Raw genomic sequence first — 24,130 nt, forward strand, 5'->3', positions numbered from 1 at the left:
ATGGATTACTCAATACGCGCGGTTTATCGCTTGCTTTTGCTGTTCGAGCGCACATTGCGCGAGAAATAAGCGGGATCCTTTTTGGCGACCCAGGCGATAAACGCGCGAATATCCTCATGCTGCCGCAAAGCCTCCCAGGTATGGAAGGATTTGAACAATTCATGTTCGGTGAAGGTCGAATGGATTTTCTGGTGGCAGATCTTGTGAATATCGAACTGCTCGCGTCCCTTGCAGGTCTTGGGAATCAGGTGATGGCGGTCGACGTGGGCCTTGCCGAGCGGGCGGCCGCACAGGGGACATGCGGCGTCGCTCATCCGCTGCGCTCCGTGCTCAGGCCTCTGCCGGCTTGGCTGCCTTGCCGGCCTTGACCGGCTTGGGCAAGGAAATAAGCCGGGTGCCGGCCAGCCTGTCGTGCAGGAATTGCCGGTCCTCGTAGATAAACGCGGTCATCGCCCACGCCACGACGTTGATCGCCAGCGCGCTCGCCACCTCGGTCTTGCTGGTCAGATGAAAACGCCAGCAAATCACCAGGGCCGGCAACACCCAGCCCCAGGCCAGCAGGTAACGCAAGACAGCAGCCTTGAGCGGCACGCTGGCGTGCCCGACCTTGACCAGCTTGATGCGCCAGGTTTTCATGGCCAGCGTATGCCCGCTACCGGTCCACGAATAGATGAAATAGGCGCCTGGAACCAGGAACAGCACGACCGTGCGGCCATGCTCGATAACGCTGTGGCTCATTTTCTGGGTCACCAGCAGGAAGATGAGCAGGCCGAACATGACAACGGCGGTCAGCAGGAACAGCTCGTACACCAGGCAGATCAAACGACGTTTCAGGGTAGGCGTGGCAACCAGGGTCTTGCTATTTTGCATTGGATACGGGAGCGGCCGGAATGCCCGGCGGTGTCATGGGTGGAGTGGTAAGCGCCGCCGGCGTGGCCGGCACGGCCAGCGGCGCGCCTGCGGACGGGCTGACGATGCAGCGCGGCACGGCAGCCGGGGCATTGCGGATCGTGCCGGGCGGACAGGCGGTCGGCGGCTTGGTCGGTGCCAGCGGCTTGGTCTGCGTGGTCGGCGGCAGGTTGGTGACCTGCTTTTTGGCGACGGCGGCGTCAAGTGCCAGCTTTTTCTTTTCTTCTTCGGGCAACTGCTGGTATTTCTCCCATTCGACCGACTTCTTGCTCTTGTCGATCTTTTTGCTCAGGGTATAGTTTTCGCGCGCCAGGCGCCGCTCTTCGGGTGTGAGCTTGACCCAGTCGCGCATGCGTTCCTGCACCCGCAACTGCTCATCAGGTTTCATTGAGGAATAGCGGTTGGCGATATCGAGCCACTTTTGCTTGCGCACCGTTTCCATGTGGTCCCATTCGGCCTTGAGCGGGTCGAGCGCGACCTGCTGCGGACGCGACAGGTCTTTCCACAGGAGTTTGTCGCCCATCGGCGCCGGCTTGATCGCCACGGGCGCGGCCATGGCTGGCGCCGGCTTGACGACCGGCGTCAGTGTCGGTGCGGGCTTGGAAATGGGGGCGGTGACGGGCGCTGCAATCTGCCCCGGAACGACTGCCGGCGCTTGCAAGGGCGGGCCTGCGGGTGGCGGCGCGCCGGTCTGGGCTGCGGCGATGCCCGCCGCGCCGGCTGTTGCCAACAAGGCAAGGGCGAGCGCCAGGGACGTCGACGATGGAATCGCGCGCGTCATCCTTATTGGCCGCGCTGCGCGAGGTAGGCGTTGAAACCCTGGTCCAGATACGCCGTCAGCGGCAACTCGTCGGACAGGACCGCCGCGTCCAGCTCGGCGATTTCAGCGATGCGCTGCTGCTCTTCGTACTGATACACGCCGGCCAGGCCCGCCACCAGCGCCATCAGGGGAAGCGCCACGCCCATGCGGCCGAGCGAGGAAAACGAAAACAGGGCGCCGATATTGCCGGCCAGCTGGGTTTGCGCGGCCTTGACGGGCGCGTGCGGCTTCTTGCGCGCCATCGCGGCGGCGCGCGCGGCGGCCAGGCGCTCGCCGGTCGACGCCGGCAGGTCGTCGAGGTGCTCGTTCAGGGCATGGCGTACCTTGTACGCAAAGTTCAGATCGTCGGTGTTCATAATTTTATTCCCTTGGCTTTCAGCGATTCAGCGAGGGTATGGGTGGCTCGCGAGCAGTGCGTTTTGACGCTTCCCTCCGAACACCCCATCGCTTCGGCTGTTTCAGCCACGTCCATGTCCTGCCAGTAACGCATGAGGAAGGCTTCCCGTTGACGCGCTGGCAGTTTTTGTACTTCGGCATCGATCAGACTGAGTGTCTGCTGGCGCTCGACCTGGTCGGCGCTCGATTCCGCCGAGGCCGAACCTTGTTCCGCCTCCAGCGATTCCAGTATATCAAATTCTTCGTCTTCTCCCTCGCGTTTACCCATGCCCGAGAAGAGGCTGACCCAGGTATTACGCACCTTTTCACGCCGGAAGTAATCGAGGATGGTGTTTTGGAGAATGCGCTGGAACAGCATCGGCAGCTCGGCGGCCGGCTTGTCTCCGTATTTTTCGGCGAGCTTGATCATCGCGTCCTGCACGATATCCAGCGCCGCTTCATCCTTGCGGACGGCGTACACGGCTTGCTTGAAAGCGCGCCGCTCGACATTCTCAAGAAAATCGGATAACTCTTTGTCTGTGGCCATGCGAACAGGGGTGGGATGTGACGGAACCTTGAAGCACCACAGGTACATAGCCTGTGGGCATTGGAGAAAACTGACGCATGCTAGCAAAGAATGGGCCTTTTTGCATGGTATTTACTGTGATTGCCCTGCGGAATGCCACGAAAGCAGCCGTGCCGGGCCGATTTAACTTGACCGCAATGGTGCAACGCAGTAAGGTATATGACGCTTTGCAACCCCGAAGCTGTATGGTCAAGTCGAAAACGCCACACAAGGCCAACATCGACGTGACGCGCTTTCATATGTAGGCAGTTTGCTCTAACCCGCGCCACAAGCGCGAGAGGTTCGCAGTAATCGCTACAGAAACTCACGCCAAACGAGTTGCGTTTAGCGCCGGTTCGTAACGTATCTATGGGTACGTGAAAGATCGACGTGACCGCAGAAAGAAGGGAAGCCTGAGCACTGTCGCGACACGTGTATCTCGTTAGGAAAGAGCATCCGATCACCTCCCAATGGGTCTTGAAAGGAATGTATCATGAACAACGAATCATCGGCCACCATCACGGGGTCCGAAATACTTGTCCGTTGTCTGGCGGAAGAAGGCGTTAAACACGTTTTCGGTTATCCAGGCGGTGCCGTACTGTATATCTACGACGCCATCTTCAAGCAAGACAAATTCCAACACGTCCTGGTACGCCATGAGCAGGCCGCCGTGCATGCGGCAGATGCCTATTCGCGCAGCTCGAACACCGTCGGCGTGGCCCTGGTCACCTCCGGTCCGGGCGTCACCAATGCCGTCACCGGCCTGGCGACGGCGTACATGGATTCGATTCCGATGGTCGTCATTTCCGGCCAGGTGCCCAGCACCGCGATTGGCCAGGATGCCTTCCAGGAATGCGATACCGTCGGCATCACGCGTCCCTGCGTCAAGCACAACTTCCTCGTGAAGGATGTGAAAGACCTGGCCGCCACGATCAAGAAAGCGTTCTTCATTGCGCGCACCGGCCGTCCCGGTCCGGTCCTGGTCGATATCCCCAAAGACATCAGCATGCACAAATGCGTCTACGACTATCCGAAGGATATCGAGATGCGCTCGTACAAGCCGATCGACAAGGGCCATTCGGGCCAGATCCGCAAGGCCGTGCAATTGCTGCTGCAGGCTGAACGTCCGATGATCTACACCGGCGGCGGCGTGATCCTGGCCAATGCCTCGCCCGAGCTGAACAAGCTGGTCGACAAACTCGGCTTCCCGGTCACCAACACCCTGATGGGCCTGGGCGGCTACCGCGCGTCGAGCGACAACTTCGTCGGCATGCCCGGCATGCATGGCACCTACGAAGCGAACATGGCGATGCAGCACTGCGACGTCCTGATCGCCATCGGCGCCCGCTTCGACGACCGCGTGATCGGCAACCCGAAACACTTCGCTTCCAATCCGCGCAAGATCATCCACGTGGACATCGATCCATCGTCGATTTCCAAGCGCGTCAAGGTCGATATTCCCATCGTCGGCAACGTCAAGGACGTGCTGATCGAATTCCTGGCGCAGCTCGACGCCGCCGACGCCAAGGTCAATGCCGCCCCGCTGAAAGACTGGTGGAAGCAGATCGGCGAATGGCGCGGGCGCGACTGCCTGAAATTCGCCGATTCCGACCTGGTCATCAAGCCGCAATCGGTGGTGCAAAAGGTGTGGGAAATCACCAAGGGCGACGCCTTCATTACCTCCGACGTCGGCCAGCACCAGATGTGGGCAGCCCAGTACTACCCGTTCGACAAGCCGCGCCGCTGGATCAATTCCGGCGGCCTGGGCACGATGGGTGTGGGCTTGCCGTACGCCATGGGCGTGCAGATGGCCAATCCCGACGCCACGGTCGCCTGCATCACCGGCGAAGGTTCGATCCAGATGTGCATCCAGGAACTGGCTACCTGCAAGCAATATCACCTGACGCCGAAAATCATTTTGCTGAATAACCGCTTCCTCGGCATGGTGCGCCAGTGGCAACAGATCGATTACGGTTCGCGCTACTCCGAGTCCTATATGGATTCGCTGCCGGACTTCTCGATGCTGGCCGAATCGTTCGGCCACGTCGGCATGAAGATCGACAAGCCGGGCGACGTCGACGGTGCACTGAAAGAAGCCTTCGGCATGAAAGACCGCCTCGTGTTCATGAACTTCATCACTGACCAGTCCGAAAATGTCTGGCCGATGGTCAAGGCCGGCAAGGGCTTGTCCGAAATGCTGCTCGGCTCGGAGGACTTGTAATGCGCCATATTATTTCTGTCCTGCTCGAAAACGAAGCCGGTGCGCTCTCGCGCGTGGTCGGGCTGTTCTCGGCCCGCGGCTACAACATTGAAACCCTGACCGTGGCGCCGACCGAAGACGCCACCCTGTCGCGCATGACCATCGTCACCAGCGGCTCGGACGATGTGATCGAACAGATCACCAAGCACCTGAACCGCCTGATCGAGGTGGTCAAGGTGGTCGACCTGACCGAGGGCGCGCATATCGAGCGCGAGCTCATGCTGATCAAGGTGCGCGCGGTCGGCAAGGAACGCGAAGAGATGAAGCGCACGGCGGATATCTTCCGCGGCCGCATCATCGACGTCACGGAAAAGACCTACACGATCGAGCTGACCGGCAACAAAGGCAAGCTCGACGCGTTCATCGATTCCATCGACCGCGCCTCCATCCTCGAAACGGTACGTACCGGTGGATCGGGTATCGGCCGCGGCGAACGCATTCTCAAAGTTTAATCCGTGCCCACGAGCACGCCCTTACATTAAAAATTACAGGAAATAACATGAACGTTTTTTACGACAAAGATTGCGACCTCTCCCTCGTTAAAGGCAAGAACGTTGCCATCATCGGCTACGGTTCGCAAGGCCATGCGCACGCACAAAACCTGAACGATTCGGGCGTCAACGTCACCGTCGGCCTGCGCAAGGGCGGCGCGTCCTGGACCAAGGTCGAGCAGGCTGGCCTGAAAGTGGCGGAAGTCAACGACGCGATCAAGGCGGCCGACATCATCATGATCTTGCTGCCGGACGAGAACATCGCCCAGGTCTACACCGAGAATGTGGCGCCGCACGCCAAGCAGGGCGCCGTACTGGCCTTCGCGCACGGCTTCAACGTGCATTACGGCCAGGTCGTGCCACGCGCCGACCTCGACGTGATCATGATCGCGCCGAAAGCCCCGGGCCACACCGTGCGCGGTACCTACGCAGCCGGTGGCGGCGTGCCGCACCTGATCGCTGTCTACCAGGACAAGTCCGGCTCGGCGCGCGATATCGCCCTGTCGTACGCCATGGCCAACGGCGGCGGCCGTGCCGGCATCATCGAAACCAACTTCCGTGAAGAAACCGAGACCGATCTGTTCGGCGAGCAAGCGGTTCTGTGCGGCGGCGCGGTCGAGCTGATCAAGGCTGGCTTCGAGACCCTGACCGAAGCGGGCTACGCGCCGGAAATGGCGTACTTCGAGTGCCTGCATGAGCTCAAGCTGATTGTCGACCTGATCTACGAAGGCGGCATTGCCAACATGAACTACTCGATCTCGAACAATGCCGAGTACGGCGAATACGTGACGGGTCCGAAAGTGGTGACCTCGGCCACCAAGGATGCGATGCGCCAGTGCCTGAAAGACATCCAGACCGGCGAATACGCCAAGAGCTTCATCCTGGAAAACAAGGCAGGCGCACCGACCCTGATCTCGCGCCGCCGTTTGACGTCCGAGCACCCGATCGAAGAAGTCGGCGCCAAGCTGCGCGCGATGATGCCGTGGATCGCCAAGAACAAGCTGGTGGATCAGTCAAAGAACTAATTGTTGGCGTAACGGTACACGTGGATCGTACCGTTACACTTTAGACCGTCGTTCCCGCGCCTGGCCCTGCGCGGGAACGACGAATGAATAGATGTAATCAACCTTCTCAAATTTGCAAATTTTGATTACAACGGTACGTGGTCCGTCCGATTCCGGGTATCGTCCGGGTTAACCAAGCTGATGAGGTAGAAATGCCTCATGTGCTTGTCATTCACCTGGAGAAAATCATGTCCCTCAAAAAAATTGCATTAATCGCCGCCCTGACCCTCGCCACCCAAGCGCACGCCCAAACGCAGCTTGCGACCGCCGGCGCGATGGTGATTGTTCCCGCCTACGGTGAAGTCACCCATCCGAACGACCAGGTCGTCGCCACCTTCTTTATCGAAGAGCAGGACAAGGACAAGGCCGCCGCCGCTTCGCGCGTGAACCAGAAGATGAAGCAGGGCACAGAGATCGTGCGCCGCGAAGATCCGAAAGCGATCCTCAAAACGGTCGGCTACTACACTTACCCGATCTATCCGGAAGTGGCGCCGCGTCCGGATGGCCAACCGCAGCCTCGTCCGCTCGTGCCGACCGGCTGGCGCGTCGGCCAGTATCTGGAAGTGAAAACCACCAACCTGGCCCATCTGCCCAGGATGACGGCCGCCGTGCAAAAGATCCTGGCCCTGAACGGCCTCAATTTCGGCCTCTCGCCCGACACCACCCGCAAGCTCGACGCCCAGCGCCTCATTGCCACCTACAAGAACCTGAATGAACGCGTCGCCGCGATCGCCAGCGCCATGGGCCGTACCCTGGCCGAAGCGGTGGTCGATACGGTGGACTTTGAAGGTTCCGGCAACTATGCAGGCCAGCAAGATGCTGCGCCGCAGTTCATGCGCGCCGCCAAGGCGGAATCGGTCGAAGTGGCCGAACCGAGCTTCGAGCCTGGCGAAACCACGCTGCAAATGCGTCTTGTTGGAAAGGTGAAGTTCAGGTAAAAGTATCTGGTCGCTAAGTTGACGGTGCTCCCACTATAATAAGTGGCAAACCCGCCGCGTCCACTTTCGGACGCGGCCGCACGAAGCGATCCAATTACTTGAAACGGAAACATATGGCCACATTCCCACGCCGCAGAAAGCCCTCAGTCCCGAAAGCGAAGGGTGGCAAGCTGTCCCGCTTCAGCAAGATTGGCCGCCGCGTCGATGCCGACGGCAACCCGATGCGGCGCCGTGGAATCTACCTGTTACCGAATGCCTTCACCACCGCCGCCCTGTTCTGCGGCTTTTACGCCATCGTCATGGCCATGAACCAGCGTTTCGAGCACGCCGGCTGGGCCATTTTCATCGCCATGATCCTCGATGGCCTGGACGGGCGCATCGCCCGCCTGACCAACACCCAATCCGAATTCGGCGCCCAGTACGACAGCCTGGCCGACATGGTCTCCTTCGGCGCCGCGCCGGCGCTGGTGATCTACGAATGGTCGCTGCGCGGCCTCGGCAAATTCGGCTGGCTGGCCGCCTTCGTCTATTGCGCCGGCGCCGCCTTGCGCCTGGCGCGCTTCAACACCAATATCGACGTGGTCGACAAGCGCTTCTTCCAGGGCTTGCCCAGCCCGGCCGCCGCCGCCATGGTGGCCGGCTTCGTGCTGATGATGACCGACCTGGGATTTTCCGGCGCCGAGCTGCCCTGGATCTCGTGGGGCATCGCGCTGTTCGCCGGCCTGACCATGGTCACCAACGTCCCGTTCTACAGCTTCAAGGACGTCAACTTCCGCAAATCGGTACCGTTCATCGTGGTGTTCCTGATCGCGCTGGCGCTGGCGCTGGTCTCGATCGACCCGCCAAAAGTGCTGATGCCACTGTTTGTTATTTATGGTTTGTCCGGCTATGCCGTGTACGCGTGGCGCCTTGCCAAAGGCAAGCCCGTGAGCATCGTGCAGACCGACGATGAACCTGTCGACCCGAGCGAACGCCGCTGACCATCGATGCGATTCGATGGCGGCCGGCGCACGCCCTTACACTAGCCCAATGGAGCCGCCATGACGAATTCGAATCGCCTGATCATTTTTGACACCACCCTGCGCGACGGCGAGCAATCGCCCGGCGCCTCGATGACCAAGGATGAAAAGGTCCGCATTGCGCGTCAGCTCGAGCGCATGCGCGTCGACGTCATCGAAGCCGGCTTCGCGGCCGCCTCGCCGGGCGACTTCGAAGCCATCCGCGCCATCGCCAGCGCCGTGCGCGAATCGACCATCTGCTCGCTCTCGCGCGCCAACGACCGCGACATCGCGCGCGCCGCCGAAGCGCTGGCGCCGGCCGAACGCAAACGCATCCACACCTTCATCGCCACTTCACCGCTGCACATGCAGATGAAGCTGCGCATGGAGCCGGAGCAGGTGCTCGAACAGGCGAAAATCGCCATCCGCTGCGCGCGCCAGTACACCGACGACATCGAGTTCTCGCCCGAAGACGGCAGCCGCTCCGACGAAGACTTCCTGTGCCGCGTGCTCGAAGCGGTGATCGCCGAAGGCGCCACCACCATCAACTTCCCCGACACGGTCGGCTATGCGGTGCCCGAAGTGTTCGGCGCCACCATCCGCCGCCTGCGCGAACGCATCCCCAACTCCGACAAGGCCATCTGGTCGGTCCACTGCCACAACGACCTTGGGCTGGCGGTCGCCAACTCGCTGGCCGGGGTGATGATCGGCGGCGCGCGCCAGATCGAATGCACCATCAACGGCCTGGGCGAACGCGCCGGCAACACTGCGCTGGAAGAAGTCGTGATGGCGCTGCGCACCCGCAGCGACCACTTCGGCCTGGAACTGGGCATCGACACCACCCAGATCGTGGCGGCCTCGAAAATGGTGTCGCAGATCACCGGTTTCGCCGTGCAACCGAATAAGGCCGTGGTGGGCGCCAACGCGTTTGCGCACGCCTCCGGCATCCACCAGGACGGCATTCTGAAAGCGCGCGAAACCTACGAGATCATGCGCGCCGAAGACGTGGGCTGGGCCGCCAACAAGATCGTGCTGGGCAAACTGTCGGGCCGCAACGCCTTCAAGGAACGCCTGCGCGAACTGGGCATCGAACTCGAATCCGAAGCCGAAGTCAATGCCGCCTTTGCCCGCTTCAAGGAACTGGCCGACCGCAAGTCCGAGATCTTCGATGAAGACATCATGGCGCTGGTCTCGGACGAGGAACACGCGCAGGAAGACGAACATTACCGCTTCGTGTCGCTTGCGCAGCGCTCCGAAACCGGCGAAATCCCGACCGCCAAGGTGGTGTTCGCGATCGGCGGCAAGGAGTTTGCGTGCGAAGGCGAGGGCGATGGCCCGGTCGACGCCACCGTCAACGCGATCGAGAAGGAAGCGGCCAGCGGCGCCGAACTGGTGCTGTTTTCGATCAACGCGATCAGCAACGGCACCCAGTCGCAGGGCGAGGTCACGATGCGCCTGTCGCGCGCGGGGCGGATTGTGAACGGCGTTGGCTCCGATCCGGACATCATCGTCGCTTCGGCCAAGGCGTATCTGTCAGGGCTGAACAAGCTGCACTCGAAGGTCGAGCGCGTCAACCCGCAGCAGTAGCAGGCATGCGTCTGACCGCACTTTTCTTTGCTGGTTTGTGCGCCGCCGCCAGCGGTGCGCATGCCAGTTCCTGCACCTTCCAGAAAATCCACTGGGCCCGCACCAGCGCTGCCGGCGAGATACTGGTGGGCGCGAGCTTCGGCACGGTGCGCAGCCTTGACCGTGGAAAGACCTGGAAAGACGTGGTTGGCAAGCGCGTTCGTGCCGATGCCGGCGGCGCGCAGGAATCGTTCGTGCACGCCAGCGGCGACGGCGTGCAATACGCCACCCGCAGCACCGGCCAGCGCCGCCACCTGGTGCGCAAGGACGATGCGGCCGCGCCGTGGCTGCCCTTCGCGCTGCACTACGCCGACAGTGCCGCGCCCTTCAACGCAGTGCTGGTGGGCGGGCAGCGCCACATCTTGTACTTCATCGGCGGCGACGAAGCGCAGGCGGGGCCGGTGCGCCCAAGCGCCTTGTACCGCTCGAACGGCGGCATGGTCGAGAAGCTGGTCGACCTGGACACGGCCGGGAGCAAGGACGCCTATCCCTTTTTCCTCGGCGAGGATGGCAGCATGGCGTACGCCGGACCCGACAAGATCTGGGCCAGCTTTGGCGCAGGCGCCGGCTGGACCAGGATCGAAGGCCAGTCCCTGACCAAGCTGCCCTGGACCATGTGCTACAAACCGGCGTCGTGACCTCGCACGCGCACGCCTACCGATACCTGGCGCCGTCCGCAGTCGGTCCAAGCGCGCAGCCGCGCCTGCAACTGGCCACCTCCGACCTGCAAGGCGCGCATCCGCATTTTTTCGAGGGCAGCCTGAGGGCGCCGCGCCTGTCGGCAGAACTCCTGAGCGCTGTCCACCTGATCGTCGGTTCGCGCTTTTTCGTGCCAGCCAATACGCTTGCGCGCATTGTCGCGCTGGCCGACCCGGTGGTCACGTCGGGCGGCGGACGGCTGCGCTTCGAGGGCTTTTCATCCTGCTGCAGCGCCTACATCCGGGTCGACATGCTGCCTGGCGCCTACGAGGGCGATGTGGTCGGCAAAGGGACGACCAACGTCGACTTCAACGCCCCCATGCGCGCCGCGCTGGCCGGCGTGCGCGACGCCGATGGACTCGGCCTGTCGATCGGCCAGGACGCGCTGCGCCTGCGCTCGGGCAGCGCCGACATCGTCGAGAAAAAAGTCGCTCTGCCGCTGCGCTGGCTGCGCGGCATGCTCGAAGTGCAGTCCTACCAGGCGTCGATGCGCAAGAAACTCGAAGCGCGCGGCATCGAAGCGCTGCGCTTTTTTCGCTCGCTGCCCCGTGCGTCGACCAGCAAGACGCCGCTGTGGGTGGTGGCCGGCGCCGGCGGCCTGCGCACCACCACGCGCGCCGAGCCGCTCGGCGTGCGCATCGCCGATACCAGCCGCCTGCGCGTGCTCGAACCACTGCTGCCCAAGGCGCTCTCGCTCGCGGTGTATGCCGACGATGCCCAGCAGGCCAGCGCCTGGGTGCTCGACTTCGGCAGCATGCGCCTGACGCTCGCCTTGAGTGCCGAAGTCTGGCGCGGCTTTTCCGGCGAAGGCCAGGCCCTGCGCGCGCTGATGCAGGCCGGCGACAATGTGGCGCTGGCGCGCGTGCGCGCGCAACTGCAATGGCAGGCGCAGCTTGACTGTGTCGCCCTGGCGCACGAACTCGGGCTCGACAAGTCGCAGGTGGACGACGCGCTGCGGGTACTCGGCGTATCGGGCCTGGCCGGTTACGACGTGGCCGAGGGCAGCTACTTTCACCGCGTGCTGCCGTTCGACCTGGCGCTGGCCGACGACATGCACCCGCGCCTGGCCGGTGCACGCGCGCTGATCGACACCGGCGCGGTGCGCCTGGTGCGCAGGGCGCCGATGGAAGCGTCCGTGCAGGGCGCCGGCGTGCTGCACCGCGTGCGCGAGGTCGACGGCGAACTGCTGTGCACCTGCCCTTGGTTCGGCAAGCACCAGGGGGCGCGCGGACCATGCAAGCATGTGCTGGCCGCCGAAGCCATTCAATCGATGTCGCCGCAAGGAGCTCCATGACACAAGCCGATGACCTGTTCGTCCCCGCCAATCCGGTCGAAGCGGCCATCCGCGCGGGCGACATGGACGCCGTGGCCGCCGCCGCGCGCGCGCTGACGTGGCCCCAGCGCGCCAGCCTGCGCGCCGCCCTGCTGGAGCTCGAACGCGCACTCGCCAAGGTCTACGTGGACAACGATCCCGCGCTCCTGCACTGGTGGGGCGGGCGGCCCAAGCTGGAGCAGGAACGGTGCGTCAGCGCGGCCCTGTTCTTGTGTGGGAACGCGTCCGACCAGGTCGAGCACTGGCTGTGGGACGACGCGCTGTTTCCTTACCTCGATCTGATCGAACCGGCGTCGGTACGGGTCCTTGCCGATGGCCTGATCCGCAAGGACCCGAGCTGGATTCATTCGGTGCAAAGACTGGTGGTGGCCGGCCTGTCTGACCGGCCCGATCACGAGAATTACACGATCGGGCTGATATACGCGCCACGCAGCTTCCGGCCATCCGCCACGCCGCCGCTGGCCATGCTGGAGGCCGATCCGGGCTTGCTGGACGGCCCGCTGTGGCGCATATTCGAGGTCGAAGGCACGGGCGAGACCAACATGTCGGCCATCGAAAAATACAATCACCGGCCGGACAATACCTGGACCCACGCACTGCTCGAAATGGCGCGCCGCGACGGCGTCACGCGCGCGCGGCTGATCGCCGCCACCGTCGGCACGCTGGAAAAGGATTGGCCCCAGTTCCGGGCCGGCTGGTTCTCGCGCTTTCACACGGTGCTCGCGCCAACGCCGGCCGAGATGGCGCCGATTGCCGCGCGCTACGTGGGCCTGTGCCAGAGCCGCATCGCGCCGACCGTGACCCTGGCCCTGTCGGCTCTCTCCGACCTGTTCAAGAGCGGCCACGCCAGCGCCGCCGACGTACTCGGCGGGCTCGAACCGGTGCTGTCGTCGGCGGTCAAGGGGCAGCTTGACGGCGCCCTCAAGCTGCTCGACGCCGTGGTCAAGCAGCACCCGGCAGGCGCGCATGCCGCCGCCGCGCTGGCGCAACTGGCGCTGGCGCATGAATCACCCGATATCCACAAGAAGGTGATCGCGCGGCTGGCGGCGTGGGGCTTTACCGGCGACACGCGCGCCGCGCTCTGCGACGCCTTGCCGCACGTGTCGGCCGCCAATCGCGCCGCGTTGGCGGCGCTGCTCGGCGTGGACGCTGCGGCACCAGTGATGTCCGCGCTGCCGGCTGCGCGCGCCATGCCGTCCCCGCTCGACGCCAGCCGTGTGCTGGCGCCGCTGGCGGACCTGGACGAGGTGGTGCAAACCATCGCCTGCGTGCTCGAAAACGAGGATGACGCGAACCAGTTCGAGCGTGCGCTCGATGGCGCGGTGCGCCTGCTGCCGCTGAACGCCGAGGCGCGCGAGCGGCTGCAGCCGGTGCTCAAGCGCGCGCGCAAGCTGCTCGATTCGCTGCGGCGCCATAATAGTCCGCTCGCCGCCTCGCTGGCGCGCGTCCTGCTGGCCGCTGCCGGCACGCCGTCAGCGCTGGCCGGCCCCGTGGGCGACTCGCCATCGGCCGAGCTATCGCGCCGCATCGACGATTTGATCGTGTTCGCCGCGCGCCATCCTGGCGTGCAGGCGCTGTGCACACCGACCCACCGGGGCGGTTTCATAGCGCCCGATGCGCTGGTGGCGCGCATGGCCGCGCATCTGCAAGCCGGGGCGCAGTCCTCGCAGGACGAACAGGTGCGCTCGCTGCTGCGCCTGGCCAGCGGCGACTGGCCCGATGCCCGCGCCGCCGCGCGTGCGCTGGCGCCAAACGAGTATGTGCAGGCGCTGCGCTACGCGCTCGGCGACGACCTTGCCGTCGGCGCGAACGCGGCATTGTTCGCCGCCGCTGCCCGCATCCGCCATCCTGGCCAGGACGATACGCTGCTCGCGGCCAGCGGCGCGGAGGCGGGGCCGGACGGCGCCCGCGCCGCGCGCTACGCATGGTCGGTCGAGGATGAGGTGTTTGCAGGCGGGACCTATCGCCACATCATCATGGTGGTGACGCCCGCGCCGGCGCATGGCGACGCCCCGTTCATCGCCATGCGCCGCCATCAGCCGTACTTCTGGCAAGGAGGCGAAGGCGAACTGTTTTACGGTGCGTCGATCCTGCCGTCGAACCTGGATGCTTTCTTCGCCAATGGTTTGGTGCAGATTGGCGATAATCTCGACTGGTGGGAAACGCGCTGGCAGCACAAGGCTTACCTGTCGCTGCTGCTCGACCCGGCCACGCCGGCGACGCCGCTGGCGGCGGCCATGCTGGCCTGCGCGCTGGGCGCCAAGGAGCCCGGCCAGTGCGCGCTGGCGGTCGATGTGTTTGTCGCCGTGGTGCTGGAAGGGCGTCTCGATCCGATTCTCCTGGCCGGCGAGATCCGCGCGATGCTGGTGTCGCAGCATGCCAGGGCCGCGCGCTACGCCGCCAGCCTTGCCAGCGTGGCGCGCGCCGATCCGGCCATGCCGGGCGCGGTGTGCGCGCTGCTGTGCGGCGTGCTCGATTTCGGGAACGCTGCGGCGCCCAAGGATGCCGGCGCGCTGCTCGAACTGCTGCTGGAACTGTCGCTCGGCCACGGTGTGGCGCTGGCGCCGCACATGCGCGCCACGGTCGCCGCGCTCACGCTGAGCGGCAAGGGCAAGGCCGCGCAGAAGGCACTGCTGGCGCACCTGGACTGAGGCGCGCTTACCATTTCTGCTCGGTGGCCGCCTGTTCGCTTTTTTCGCAGTTGGTCTTCTTGTGCTGGATGCCGTTTTTCATGATGTCCAGGCCATCGGGCGCGTGGTTCGATTCGACCGTGATGCAGTAGGTGCCGTTGGCGCCGACCACGCGGTAGCGCCGCCTGCTGTAGGGGCCGGGATCGATAATCTCGGTCACCTTGGGCGCCTCGTACCAGCGGTTCGGTGCGGCATCGGCCGCCGCCTGCAAACCCTGGGCCAGCCGGCTTGCGCCGTTACTCACGGGGGCGGTGATGGGCTGGCCGGGATGGGCCTTGCGCAAATCCTGGTCGATTTTGCCGATGCTGCTTCTGGCCTGGCGCATGATCTCGGCCGCGCTCGGGGTTGGCGTGGATGGCGCGTCGGCTGTCACCGCCTCCACCGGCTGTTCGGTGACTGCTTGTGCCGGCGCTTGCGGCGGCGAGGCGGGGGCAGGGCGCGCCGCCGCGCTACTTGCGCCGGCCGTTTTTCTCGCCTCCGGCGGCGCTGGCGGCACCGGTGCCGTCGGCCTGGCCTGCGGCGCGACCGTGACCCACTGGATGCTCTGCCCCGTATCGTGATCGACTGGCGGGAGGCGTCGGGCATATTGCCAGCCCACAATCAGCAAAGCGTGCACGAGCAAGGTCAGCGCCAATGCCGCGGTGTGGCGTTGCCGTGGAGGTGGCGTGAAAGCGAAGTTCATGGGCGCAAGTATAAGCATGGTTTCGCTGGCGTAACAGAACTGGACTTGTCTCTTTTTATGACTTTGCAAAAGTGGCGTGCGGCGGTGCCTTGGGGGGCGCCAGCCGAACCCGCGCGGCGGCGCGGCCGGTGTGGATCGCGCACGCTACTGGAGCGGTATCAAGGCGACGCTGCTTGTTGTCCGATCATGGTTAAATGGTGCGCTAATGGTTTGTTCCTTGAACGCGACCGGGGGAGTGACGAACGGATGGGAATGTCGACGACGGCGCGCTTATGCGGCTGATCTGCCTGGTGCTGGCACCCGTGCTCGCGCTGCGCCTTGCGCATGCCGCCGACACCGTGCAACTGGTGACCTATTATGACTATGCGCCCTGGTTCGTGCCGGCCCAGCCATCCGCTGGGCTGAACGCCCGGCTGGCGAGCAAGCTGAACGGCATGGCTGGCGGACGCTACCATTTTGAATCGGTCTACATTCCGCGCCGGCGGCTCGATGTGCTGTTGCAGAAGGGGACGGTCAATATGGTAGTTGCATGGGTGCATCCGCGCTTTTTTGACGATCCCGGACGCACGCGCTATCGCTGGACTGCTGCCTTGATGGACGACGAATCGCTGGTGGTATCGTCACGCGCGGCGCCGCTGGAGTACGACGGTCCCGGCTCGCTGCGCGGCAAGCGCTTCGGCGCCCCGAGCGGTCACCATTTTCCCGATCTGGAACCGTTCATTGCCGCTGGCGACATCACGCGCGTCGACGTTCCGCAAATCAAGAATGCGCTGCAAATGATCGTCTCGAACCGGCGCCTGGACTTTACCATTGTCGACCGTTCCACCCTGGACGCGCTCAGGAACGATCCCTTCATGGATTCAACGCTGCTGCATGTGGCCAGCCGGCCCAGGACGGCGTCGTACGAGCGCAGCATGCTGGTGCCGCTGGACAAACCCGAGCTGTACCGCTTCCTGCAGGGAGCGCTCGAGGCCTTAAGGAGCGACCGGAGGTGGCTGGCGCCGCGCCAGCACCTGCCTGACAAGCGGCCTGCGACGGTCGACCGGTAAAGGTCATTGACGCGCCAGCTTTCATTTGTGCGTGCTTGCGATAACCGTGTCGACAAATTTTACACGCGGGAGCGAGCTGGCGCGTACTGCGTTGATTGCATTGAAAAAATTCGGCAGGTGTGGATATTGCTTCCGCTTTGGCTCTTATCTGGCGCTATCGTTTCACCGGCGTGCCGCGCGTGCGCTTCCTGCGCCATCAATGCCACCCGGAGCTCGACTATGCCTTGGATTAAATCGGTCAATACAGCAGTCACGGAAAATGCCTGGAATTCATTGGTCAGCGTTGTGCCAAACTGCACGCCCGAGCAAGCGCGTCGACACGCGCTTCTTGACCCGGAGATTGCTTACTTTTTCCACTGCCGCGAGCCGATGGCGGTTTCCAATCCCGCATGGCCTTCACCGCGACAATTGAACGCCGGAGATTGTGCTTTTTTTACCGGAACGCCTTCACCCGGCAGTGCGCCGCAGGCGGACGGCTATACCAAAAGCGGGCTGAGCATCGCCTACGTGAATAATATCAGCGCGGAGAATCTGCTGAAAGTGCTGTGCTACGTTGATACTGACGGCAATGCCGCAGTCGATATAGCCTGCATTTTCGCGGCAAACCTCAACGCGGCGCTCGAAGTCGGGTACAAGGCGCTTGCACCCGACTTCGCGCCGCCGGCGGGAGGCGCTTACGCCTGCGCCAACGCGCGCACGTTCGAGACGCTCAATTCGGGTGCTATCGCTAGCTTGCAAGCGCGCGGCATTACGGTACTGCTGACATTCCTGGGCAACCATGACGCCGCCGGCTGGAGCAATTTCCCTACAAGCGAACTGGCGGATAATTTCGTCGACCAGTTGGTCTGTGTGGTCGGCACCTACGGCCTGGATGGCATCGACATCGACGACGAATATTCCGATCCACCGTCAAAGCCAGTCGTGCCGCTGGTAACGGTGACAAGCAAAATCAAGGAGAGGATGCCCAACAAGATTCTTTCCAAGGCCCTGTACGCAGACCACGGCGCTTTCGCGCCTGTGTATAACAAGATGACGCTGGGAGAGACGCTCACCTACGGTTGGGAGATGAGCTATTTCGACTGCGATCCCGACTCGCGTCTTCGCCCGTATACAAAATTCATGAAGTCGACCAGGTTGGCCTTGGGCTTTGAGGCTCCTTCGGCGCTCCCTGTCACCGCTACCGTGGCATTGCTCAAAGAGCAACAATACGCGGGCATGATGGTTTACGCGTTCGAGACGGATGCCAACGCGACACTGCTCGGCGAGCTCGTCAGAGCATGGTGCGGGCACGGCGCGTGGTGCGGGCCGGATCAGGGCGCCGTTGGGGCGCTGCCCGGCTGATCGTCATCGCCCCTGCGCGGCCGCCCGCATCGGCGTGGGCGGCTACCCCGCGGCGTGCGTCTCGGGTCTCCTCAATCCCTGAAAAAACCCCGCTTTTCCTCATACATCGGGTCCGGCCCGCTGATCATCTTCCTGACGATGCCGTTGCGGTCGAAATGCACGTGCATCATCGAATTCCACACGCCGCTCTCTTTATAGCGGTACGACCACACCTCCAGGTCCGACAGCGAAAGGTAGGAACGTTCGGCCGGGCGTCCCACAGTCACCATCACATCGGCCTTGTTCGCCTTGTCGATCTTGATGCGCCCGAACCCCACATCACCCAGCACCTGCTCGAACGCGGCCAGCCGGCCGTCCGGCCCCATGCGCGCCATCCAGGTGAACTGGCCGAACGGCCCGGTCGCATATTCGAGCACCTGGCCCGCCGGCAGGGGATGCACTGCGGTCGGCTCGCCGAACTTGGCGCGCACCACCTCGAGCGTGTCGCCCGGGACTGGTGGCGTGCGCATCATCGCCGCGCAGCCGGCCAAGGCCAGCAGCGCGCTCAGGATTGCTACTTTGACTAGTTTTTGCATAAAAACCACCATGGAAAGGACCAAAACACCATCATGCACCAGTCGCGGGCAAGCATCACTGGCAGCACGCCCGGTTTTCGCATATACTTGCGGGTCTGGCCGTTTTGGCCGGTTCATCAATCGAAGTTCACGGTGTGTCGGGTTGCGACTCGTGCACCGCATGTGAAAGGTATCATCATGACCGTAGAAAACATCAACAAAGCCGCGATCATCGCGGACAACGCCCGTGCGCAAAACGACACCGGCTCCCCTGAAGTTCAGGTCGCTCTGCTGACCGCACGCATCAACGAACTGAACGGCCACTTCAAAGCTCACGCGAAAGATCACCACTCGCGCCGTGGTCTGATCATGATGGTCAACCGTCGTAAGAGCCTGCTGTCCTACCTGAAAAGCAAAGACGCAACCCGTTATCGCGATCTGATCGCTAAACTCGGCCTGCGCAAGTAATTTTTGCCGATCCAAGTTGATCAAGAAATGCCTGCACAGCTTGCTGTTGCGGGCATTTTGCATTTCTAGTCCCCAAAAAGTAGTAAAGGCAACAAGCAATGTTGCCTGTGGTGAGGTGGACGACAGCGCCTGAAAATCTGTCGGCAAATAGAAAGGGATTACCCATGTTTAATAAAGTTACGAAAACCTTCCAGTACGGCCAACACCAAGTTACCCTGGAAACCGGCGAAATCGCCCGTCAAGCCTCCGGCGCCGTCATGGTGTCGATCGAAGACACCGTCGTCCTGGCTACCGTGGTTGCGCGCAAAGACGCCAAGCCAGGCCAGGATTTCTTCCCGCTGACGGTCGACTACGTCGAGAAAACGTACGCAGCCGGTAAAATCCCGGGCGGTTTCTTCAAGCGCGAAGGCCGTCCTTCCGAAAAAGAAACCCTGACCAGCCGCCTGATCGACCGTCCGATCCGCCCGCTGTTCCCAGAAGGCTACCTGAACGAAGTTCAGATCATCATCCACGTGCTGTCGGTCAATCCTGAGATCGATCCGGACATCGCCGCCATGATCGGCGCTTCGGCTGCCCTGTGCGTCTCCGGCATCCCGTTCAGCGGCCCGATCGGCGCCGCGCGCGTCGGCTACGCCAACGGCCAGTTCATCCTGAACCCGACCACGACACAACTGAAAACATCCGAGATGGACCTGGTTGTTGCCGGTACCGAAACGGCCGTGCTGATGGTCGAATCGGAAGCCAAGCAACTGTCCGAAGAAATCATGCTCGGCGCCGTCGTCTACGGCCATGACCAGATGAAAGTCGTGATCGATGCGATCCACGAATTGGTGCGCGACGGCGGCAAGCCGGAAGTTGAATGGACCGCCCCGGCCAAGAACGAAGCGCTGATCGCCCGCGTCAAGGAACTGGCTGAAACGAACATCAACGACACCTACCAGATCAAGGACAAGGTTGCCCGTACCGCCAAGCTGAAAGCCTCGTTCCAGGAAGTCTACGCCGCCCTGGCCGCTGACGCTGCCGCCACCGGCATCGCCCAGCCGGACAATGTCGACGTTGGCAACGTCCTGTTCGACATCGAAGCCAAAGTCGTGCGTTCGCAGATCCTCAACGGCGAGCCACGCATCGACGGCCGCGACACCCGCACCGTGCGTCCGATCGCGATCCGCACCAGCATCCTGCCACGCACCCACGGTTCGGCCCTGTTCACCCGCGGCGAAACGCAAGCGCTGGTCGTGGCTACCCTCGGCACCGCGCGCGACAGCCAGAAGATCGATGCGCTGATGGGCGAGTACACCGATGACTTCATGATGCACTACAACATGCCTCCGTTCGCCACCGGCGAAACCGGCCGTGTCGGTACGCCGAAGCGTCGCGAAATCGGCCACGGCCGCCTGGCCAAGCGCGCGCTGATCGCCGCCTTGCCCAACCCGGAAGACTTCAGCTACTCGGTGCGCCTGGTATCGGAAATCACCGAATCGAACGGTTCCTCGTCGATGGCTTCCGTCTGCGGCGGCTGCCTGGCGCTGATGGATGCCGGCGTGCCGATGAAAGCGCACGTGGCCGGTATCGCCATGGGCCTGATCAAGGAAGGCGGCAAGTTCGCCGTCCTGTCCGACATTCTGGGCGACGAAGATCACCTGGGCGACATGGACTTCAAGGTAGCCGGTACCGCCAATGGCATTACCGCGCTGCAGATGGACATCAAGATCATGGGCATCACCAAGGAAATCATGCAAGTGGCACTGGCGCAAGCCAAAGAAGGCCGCGACCATATCCTGGGCGAAATGCAGAAGGCCATGCCGCACGTGAAAACCGAACTGTCGGATTTCGCACCGCGCCTGATCACCATCAAGATCAATCCTGAAAAAATCCGTGACGTCATCGGCAAGGGCGGCGCCGTCATTCGCGCGCTGACCGAAGAAACCGGCACCCAGATCGACATCAGCGATGAAGGTATCGTCACCATCGCGTCGGTCGACGCCGCAGCCGGCCAGGAAGCCAAGCGCCGCATCGAAGAACTGACCGCCTCGGTCGAAGTAGGCAAGACCTACGACGGCGTTGTGCTCAAGCTGCTCGACTTCGGTGCGATCGTTCAGGTCATGCCAGGCAAGGATGGCCTGCTGCACATCTCGCAGATCGCCAACGAGCGTGTGAACGCGGTTGCCGACTACCTGAAAGAAGGCCAGCAAGTGCGCGTCAAGGTTCTCGAAACCGACGACCGCGGCCGCCTCAAGCTGTCGATGAAAGCTGCTGAAGGCGCGGAAGCGGCTGCTCAGTAATCGTTAGCGGCTCACGCCTGTAAAAAAAACCGCCAGCGCGCAAGCCCTGGCGGTTTTTTTCACGCTATTCAATCAAGAAAAGGACAACGCTCATGGATGACCTCAACGCTCCGTACCACGCCCACATTTACTACGACGACGCCACGCGCCCGCAGGCACTGGCCTTGCGTCAGCGTTTGCTCGATGCCAAACAGTCCGGCGCTATTGCCCAGCTGTTTTTTGTCGGCGAATTAAGCGAGCACGCGGCCGGCCCGCATCCGCTGCCCGAATACGAGATCCACTACAGCGCCGCCATGCTGCCGGCGGTCATTGCGCTGCTCGAAGCGTCCGGCCTGCGCGCCCTGGTGCACCCGCTGACCGACGACGACCTGGCCGACCACACCACCCTGGCGCACTGGATCGGCGAACCGCTGCCGCTCAAGCTGGAAACCCTGGACCCGCCCGGCGTGAACCAGGGCGTGGCGCGCTTCGGCAAGTCGGCGTTCTAGGCTGGCCTTACTGCGTCATCAGCCGGTTCAGCGCTGAATAGTCCATCGGCGCATATGGCGCGACAGCGACCGTGCCGCTGTCGAGGAATTGGCGGGTCAGGGTATCGGCGCAGCCGAACATCGCCTCCGAGATGGCCGAACCGGCGCTCAGGCGCCGCGCGCCCAGTTGCGCCAGGCGCGCCGGCGCCGGCACGCCATCGCACGCCATCACATTGAGCGGCAGGGGCGTTGCCTTGGCCACGGCCGCGATGTCATCCTCGGTGGTAATGCAGGGCACGAACAGGCCGCTGGCGCCGGCTTCCTGGTACAAGGCGGCGCGCCGGAGGGTCTCACGCACGCGCTCAGTGGTCTGCTCGTGCAAATAGACATCGGTGCGGGCATTGATGAACAGGTTCACGCCGCGCGCGTCGGCAACTGCCCGGATCGCCCTGATCTTTTCCGCCAGCAGCGCCGGCGCGCCGGTGCCATCTTCAATATTGATGCCGACCACACCAGCATCGATCAACTCGCCAATCAGCCCGGCGACCTGCGCGGGATCGGCGCTATAGCCATCCTCCGCATCGACCGTCAGCGGCAGGGAACTGACCCGCAAGATCGCCTTGACGGACGCTATCAGCAGCGCGCGCGGCAGGGTGCTGCCGTCGGCGAAGCCATGCGACCAGGCGACCGCTGCGCTGCTCGTGGCCAGCGCCTTCGAGCCCGCCGCCGCGGCAATGCGCGCGCTGCCCGCGTCAGCGCAATTGGGCAGCATCAGCAAGCCATCGGCGTGCAGTGCGTGGAACAGAATGTCTTTACTGACTTGCATCATTTCTCCTTTGTGGATGTCAAACCGGGCCGGCGTAATCACCAAACGCTTGTTGCGCTATTGATATCACTATACCGGTTCCACGAAAATACGTCCGCCAGGCCCCTCGCAGGAATGGGTGCATGCGGCGGGTGCGAAACGCTTTTCGCCACGCCGGCCCGAACGGCGGCTTGTCCGAAACGCATTTCGCCGCCACCGCCGCCAAACTGGCCGTTCGCTCCTTGCGCGCGCTGGCACAGCCCTTGCAATAGATGGATCAGGACGCGCAGCAGCATCAACCTTACTTCCACGCGCATCCACCATTGAACAGAGGGGTTGCCCGTGAACCGTCGCCTGCTTGAATACAGTCCGGTCTTCGACATCTTCACCAAGGCCACGCCGCGCGCCGAGGTGCAGGAATCCGAGGCCGGCCCGCTTTCCGACGACAGCGCCGACCTGGCGCTGGCCGCCGAACTGCTGGAAGCGGACCAGCCGGCCGACCTGCGGCGCGTGCTGGGCCGCGCCATCGCCGGCGCCGGCGTGCTCGGTGCGCGCGTGGCGCGTTCGCCAATGGGACCGCTGCTGATCACCGAACTGCTGCGCGCCTTGCAGCCGATCCTGACGCCGCTGCGCCCCGGCCTGGCAAGCGCGCACGGCAAGAGCGTGCGCATCAACCTCGGTGCACGCTTGCTCGGCCTCGAACTCGAAGGCCTCAGCCCCGAGGACAAGGAATTCATCCTGGCGCGCCAATTGGTACGCCTTGCCGACGAAGCCGCGCGCCACGCCGGCAAGGCTGGCAGCGCCTCGGCGCAGGGCGCGCGCGCCGCCGTGCAAGCCGCCGCGCGCCAACACGCACCTGGCCTGCTGCCGCGCATCGCGCTGCCGCCGGCCACGCACGGACGCTGGACCCGCCAGGCGGGCCAATTGATTCTTCACGATTGCTGATCCGGACGGATCGTCCATCCGGGCATTTTGTTGTTTCACTCTTCTTTGGGAGCGCATCATGCATGACATCGACCGCACGACAATGGAATATGGCCAGGAAACCAGCTACGAGGGCGAACAGTTCGAGTTCGGCCAGGGAGAGTGGAGCGGCGAATCGGGCCTGAACGAACAGCAGGAAGCCGAATTCGCACAAGAGCTGCTCAACGTGAACAACGAAGCGGAGCTTGACCGCTTCCTGGGCGACTTCATTCGCAAGGTCGGCGCCACGGCCGGCCGCGTGATCCGCTCGCCGATCGGGCAGGCCGTCGGCGGCGTGCTCAAAGGCGTGGCCAAGAAAGCCCTGCCGCTCGCCGGTGGCGCCATCGGCGGCTATTTCGGCGGCCCGCTGGGCGCCAAGATCGGCAGCGGCCTGGCCTCGGCCGCCGGCGGCGCGCTCGGGCTGGAAGGGGAAATGAGCGGCGAAGACCGCGAGTTCGAAGGCGCCCGCCAGTTCGTGCGCCTGGCCGCCGACACGGTGCAGAAAGCATCGCAGGCGCCGGCCTCGGGCGACCCGCGCTCCATCGCCCAGAATGCGGCAACGGCCGCCGCGCGCCAGCATGCGCCAGGTTTGCTCGGACGCGGCGCGGCCGGCGGCGGCTGCGGGAGCTGTGGCGGCGCTGGTGCGGGACTGGGCGGCGCCAGCAGCGGCATGGGCAGCGGCGGCGGGCGTGGCGCCAGCGGCCGCTGGAGCCGTCAGGGCAACAAGATCGTCCTCTACGGCGCCTGACTG

General features: G+C 63.5%; 25 protein-coding genes. 17 read left to right on the top strand and 8 right to left on the bottom strand.

Translation table 11 applies throughout. The features are described from left to right. Positions 1–23: 23 nt before the first annotated feature. From PO883_RS28110 to PO883_RS28130, 5 genes are read right to left on the bottom strand one after another with little or no spacing between them, the layout of a single operon-like run. Positions 24–314, bottom strand: coding sequence for a hypothetical protein (locus PO883_RS28110; RefSeq protein ID WP_289312701.1), 291 nt, complete (start codon positions 312–314; stop codon positions 24–26). A 16-nt stretch (positions 315–330) separates the two neighbouring features. Beyond that, positions 331–870, bottom strand: a complete 540-nt coding sequence (locus tag PO883_RS28115; protein WP_167085148.1) for an RDD family protein — start codon at positions 868–870, stop codon at positions 331–333. Beyond that, the gene (locus PO883_RS28120; RefSeq protein ID WP_289312702.1) at positions 860–1,690 is read right to left on the bottom strand and encodes a DUF3106 domain-containing protein; all 831 of its coding nucleotides are present in this window, start codon (positions 1,688–1,690) and stop codon (positions 860–862) included. The genes PO883_RS28115 and PO883_RS28120 overlap by 11 nt, the downstream gene beginning before the upstream one ends. A gap of 2 nt (positions 1,691–1,692) precedes the next feature. Beyond that, positions 1,693–2,085: a DUF3619 family protein gene (locus tag PO883_RS28125; RefSeq protein WP_289312703.1), complete on the bottom strand. Its 393-nt coding sequence runs from the start codon at positions 2,083–2,085 to the stop codon at positions 1,693–1,695. Then, positions 2,082–2,651: an RNA polymerase sigma factor gene (locus tag PO883_RS28130; RefSeq protein ID WP_099876475.1), complete on the bottom strand. Its 570-nt coding sequence runs from the start codon at positions 2,649–2,651 to the stop codon at positions 2,082–2,084. Before PO883_RS28130 ends, PO883_RS28125 begins: the two co-directional genes overlap by 4 nt. A 511-nt stretch (positions 2,652–3,162) precedes the next feature. Here PO883_RS28130 and PO883_RS28135 point away from each other — a divergent pair. The 9 genes from PO883_RS28135 to PO883_RS28175 all read left to right on the top strand — a co-directional run bounded on the left by PO883_RS28135 (position 3,163) and on the right by PO883_RS28175 (position 14,729). Then, positions 3,163–4,890, top strand: coding sequence for an acetolactate synthase 3 catalytic subunit (locus PO883_RS28135; protein ID WP_289312704.1), 1,728 nt, complete (start codon positions 3,163–3,165; stop codon positions 4,888–4,890). Further along, positions 4,890–5,381, top strand: a complete 492-nt coding sequence (gene ilvN, locus PO883_RS28140) for an acetolactate synthase small subunit (protein ID WP_054263691.1) — start codon at positions 4,890–4,892, stop codon at positions 5,379–5,381. The genes PO883_RS28135 and ilvN overlap by 1 nt, the downstream gene beginning before the upstream one ends. A 47-nt stretch (positions 5,382–5,428) precedes the next feature. Beyond that, positions 5,429–6,445 (top strand): ketol-acid reductoisomerase, encoded by a 1,017-nt coding sequence (gene ilvC / locus PO883_RS28145; RefSeq protein ID WP_054263690.1) that lies wholly within the window; start codon positions 5,429–5,431, stop codon positions 6,443–6,445. A gap of 227 nt (positions 6,446–6,672) precedes the next feature. Beyond that, complete coding sequence (locus tag PO883_RS28150; RefSeq protein WP_289312705.1) at positions 6,673–7,422, top strand: SIMPL domain-containing protein; 750 nt, start codon at positions 6,673–6,675, stop codon at positions 7,420–7,422. Positions 7,423–7,535: 113 nt separating this feature from the next. After that, positions 7,536–8,402: a CDP-diacylglycerol--serine O-phosphatidyltransferase gene (gene pssA, locus PO883_RS28155; protein WP_289312706.1), complete on the top strand. Its 867-nt coding sequence runs from the start codon at positions 7,536–7,538 to the stop codon at positions 8,400–8,402. Between the two features lie 60 nt (positions 8,403–8,462). Continuing rightward, a complete protein-coding gene (locus PO883_RS28160) occupies positions 8,463–10,007 on the top strand; it encodes a 2-isopropylmalate synthase (protein WP_289312707.1) in 1,545 nt (514 codons plus the stop codon). Positions 10,008–10,012: 5 nt separating this feature from the next. Further along, on the top strand, positions 10,013–10,684 hold the full coding sequence (locus PO883_RS28165) for a hypothetical protein (RefSeq protein ID WP_289312708.1): 672 nt from the start codon (positions 10,013–10,015) through the stop codon (positions 10,682–10,684). Next, complete coding sequence (locus tag PO883_RS35235) at positions 10,663–12,039, top strand: SWIM zinc finger family protein (RefSeq protein ID WP_289312709.1); 1,377 nt, start codon at positions 10,663–10,665, stop codon at positions 12,037–12,039. Before PO883_RS28165 ends, PO883_RS35235 begins: the two co-directional genes overlap by 22 nt. Beyond that, complete coding sequence (locus PO883_RS28175) at positions 12,036–14,729, top strand: DUF6493 family protein (RefSeq protein ID WP_289312710.1); 2,694 nt, start codon at positions 12,036–12,038, stop codon at positions 14,727–14,729. The genes PO883_RS35235 and PO883_RS28175 overlap by 4 nt, the downstream gene beginning before the upstream one ends. Positions 14,730–14,736: 7 nt before the next feature. Here PO883_RS28175 and PO883_RS28180 read toward each other — a convergent pair whose 3' ends face one another. Next, positions 14,737–15,450: a hypothetical protein gene (locus tag PO883_RS28180; protein WP_289312711.1), complete on the bottom strand. Its 714-nt coding sequence runs from the start codon at positions 15,448–15,450 to the stop codon at positions 14,737–14,739. A gap of 272 nt (positions 15,451–15,722) precedes the next feature. Between PO883_RS28180 and PO883_RS28185 the strand changes: the two genes are divergently transcribed. Beyond that, a complete protein-coding gene (locus PO883_RS28185) occupies positions 15,723–16,499 on the top strand; it encodes an ABC transporter substrate-binding protein (RefSeq protein ID WP_289312712.1) in 777 nt (258 codons plus the stop codon). Between the two features lie 219 nt (positions 16,500–16,718). Continuing rightward, positions 16,719–17,840, top strand: coding sequence for a glycosyl hydrolase family 18 protein (locus PO883_RS28190; protein ID WP_289312713.1), 1,122 nt, complete (start codon positions 16,719–16,721; stop codon positions 17,838–17,840). Between the two features lie 71 nt (positions 17,841–17,911). Here the strand turns inward: PO883_RS28190 and PO883_RS28195 are convergent, their stop codons facing one another. Next, positions 17,912–18,415, bottom strand: a complete 504-nt coding sequence (locus tag PO883_RS28195) for a hypothetical protein (RefSeq protein WP_289312714.1) — start codon at positions 18,413–18,415, stop codon at positions 17,912–17,914. A 177-nt stretch (positions 18,416–18,592) separates the two neighbouring features. Here PO883_RS28195 and rpsO point away from each other — a divergent pair, with 177 nt between their 5' ends. The 3 genes from rpsO (at position 18,593) to PO883_RS28210 (ending at position 21,632) form a co-directional block, all read left to right on the top strand. Continuing rightward, positions 18,593–18,862: a 30S ribosomal protein S15 gene (gene rpsO, locus PO883_RS28200; protein ID WP_054263682.1), complete on the top strand. Its 270-nt coding sequence runs from the start codon at positions 18,593–18,595 to the stop codon at positions 18,860–18,862. A gap of 164 nt (positions 18,863–19,026) precedes the next feature. Further along, a complete protein-coding gene (gene pnp, locus PO883_RS28205; protein WP_289312715.1) occupies positions 19,027–21,144 on the top strand; it encodes a polyribonucleotide nucleotidyltransferase in 2,118 nt (705 codons plus the stop codon). 92 nt (positions 21,145–21,236) lie between these two features. Then, positions 21,237–21,632: a DOPA 4,5-dioxygenase family protein gene (locus tag PO883_RS28210; RefSeq protein ID WP_289312716.1), complete on the top strand. Its 396-nt coding sequence runs from the start codon at positions 21,237–21,239 to the stop codon at positions 21,630–21,632. A 7-nt stretch (positions 21,633–21,639) separates the two neighbouring features. On the opposite strand, the gene PO883_RS28215 is transcribed toward PO883_RS28210, so the two are convergent. Beyond that, entirely contained in the window at positions 21,640–22,437 is a 798-nt protein-coding gene (locus PO883_RS28215; protein WP_289312717.1) for an isocitrate lyase/phosphoenolpyruvate mutase family protein, read from the bottom strand. A gap of 122 nt (positions 22,438–22,559) precedes the next feature. Between PO883_RS28215 and PO883_RS28220 the strand changes: the two genes are divergently transcribed. The 3 genes from PO883_RS28220 to PO883_RS28230 all read left to right on the top strand — a co-directional run bounded on the left by PO883_RS28220 (position 22,560) and on the right by PO883_RS28230 (position 24,127). Further along, positions 22,560–22,688, top strand: a complete 129-nt coding sequence (locus PO883_RS28220) for a hypothetical protein (RefSeq protein ID WP_289312718.1) — start codon at positions 22,560–22,562, stop codon at positions 22,686–22,688. A gap of 70 nt (positions 22,689–22,758) precedes the next feature. Continuing rightward, the gene (locus PO883_RS28225) at positions 22,759–23,361 is read left to right on the top strand and encodes a hypothetical protein (protein WP_289312719.1); all 603 of its coding nucleotides are present in this window, start codon (positions 22,759–22,761) and stop codon (positions 23,359–23,361) included. Between the two features lie 58 nt (positions 23,362–23,419). After that, positions 23,420–24,127 carry a hypothetical protein gene (locus tag PO883_RS28230; protein WP_289312720.1) on the top strand — a complete coding sequence of 236 codons (708 nt, stop codon included), beginning with the start codon at positions 23,420–23,422 and terminating at the stop codon, positions 24,125–24,127. The last annotated feature ends 3 nt before the right edge of the window (positions 24,128–24,130 follow it).

The organism is Massilia sp. DJPM01, assembly GCF_030348125.1.
Lineage (GTDB): Bacteria > Pseudomonadota > Gammaproteobacteria > Burkholderiales > Burkholderiaceae_D > Telluria_A > Telluria_A frigida.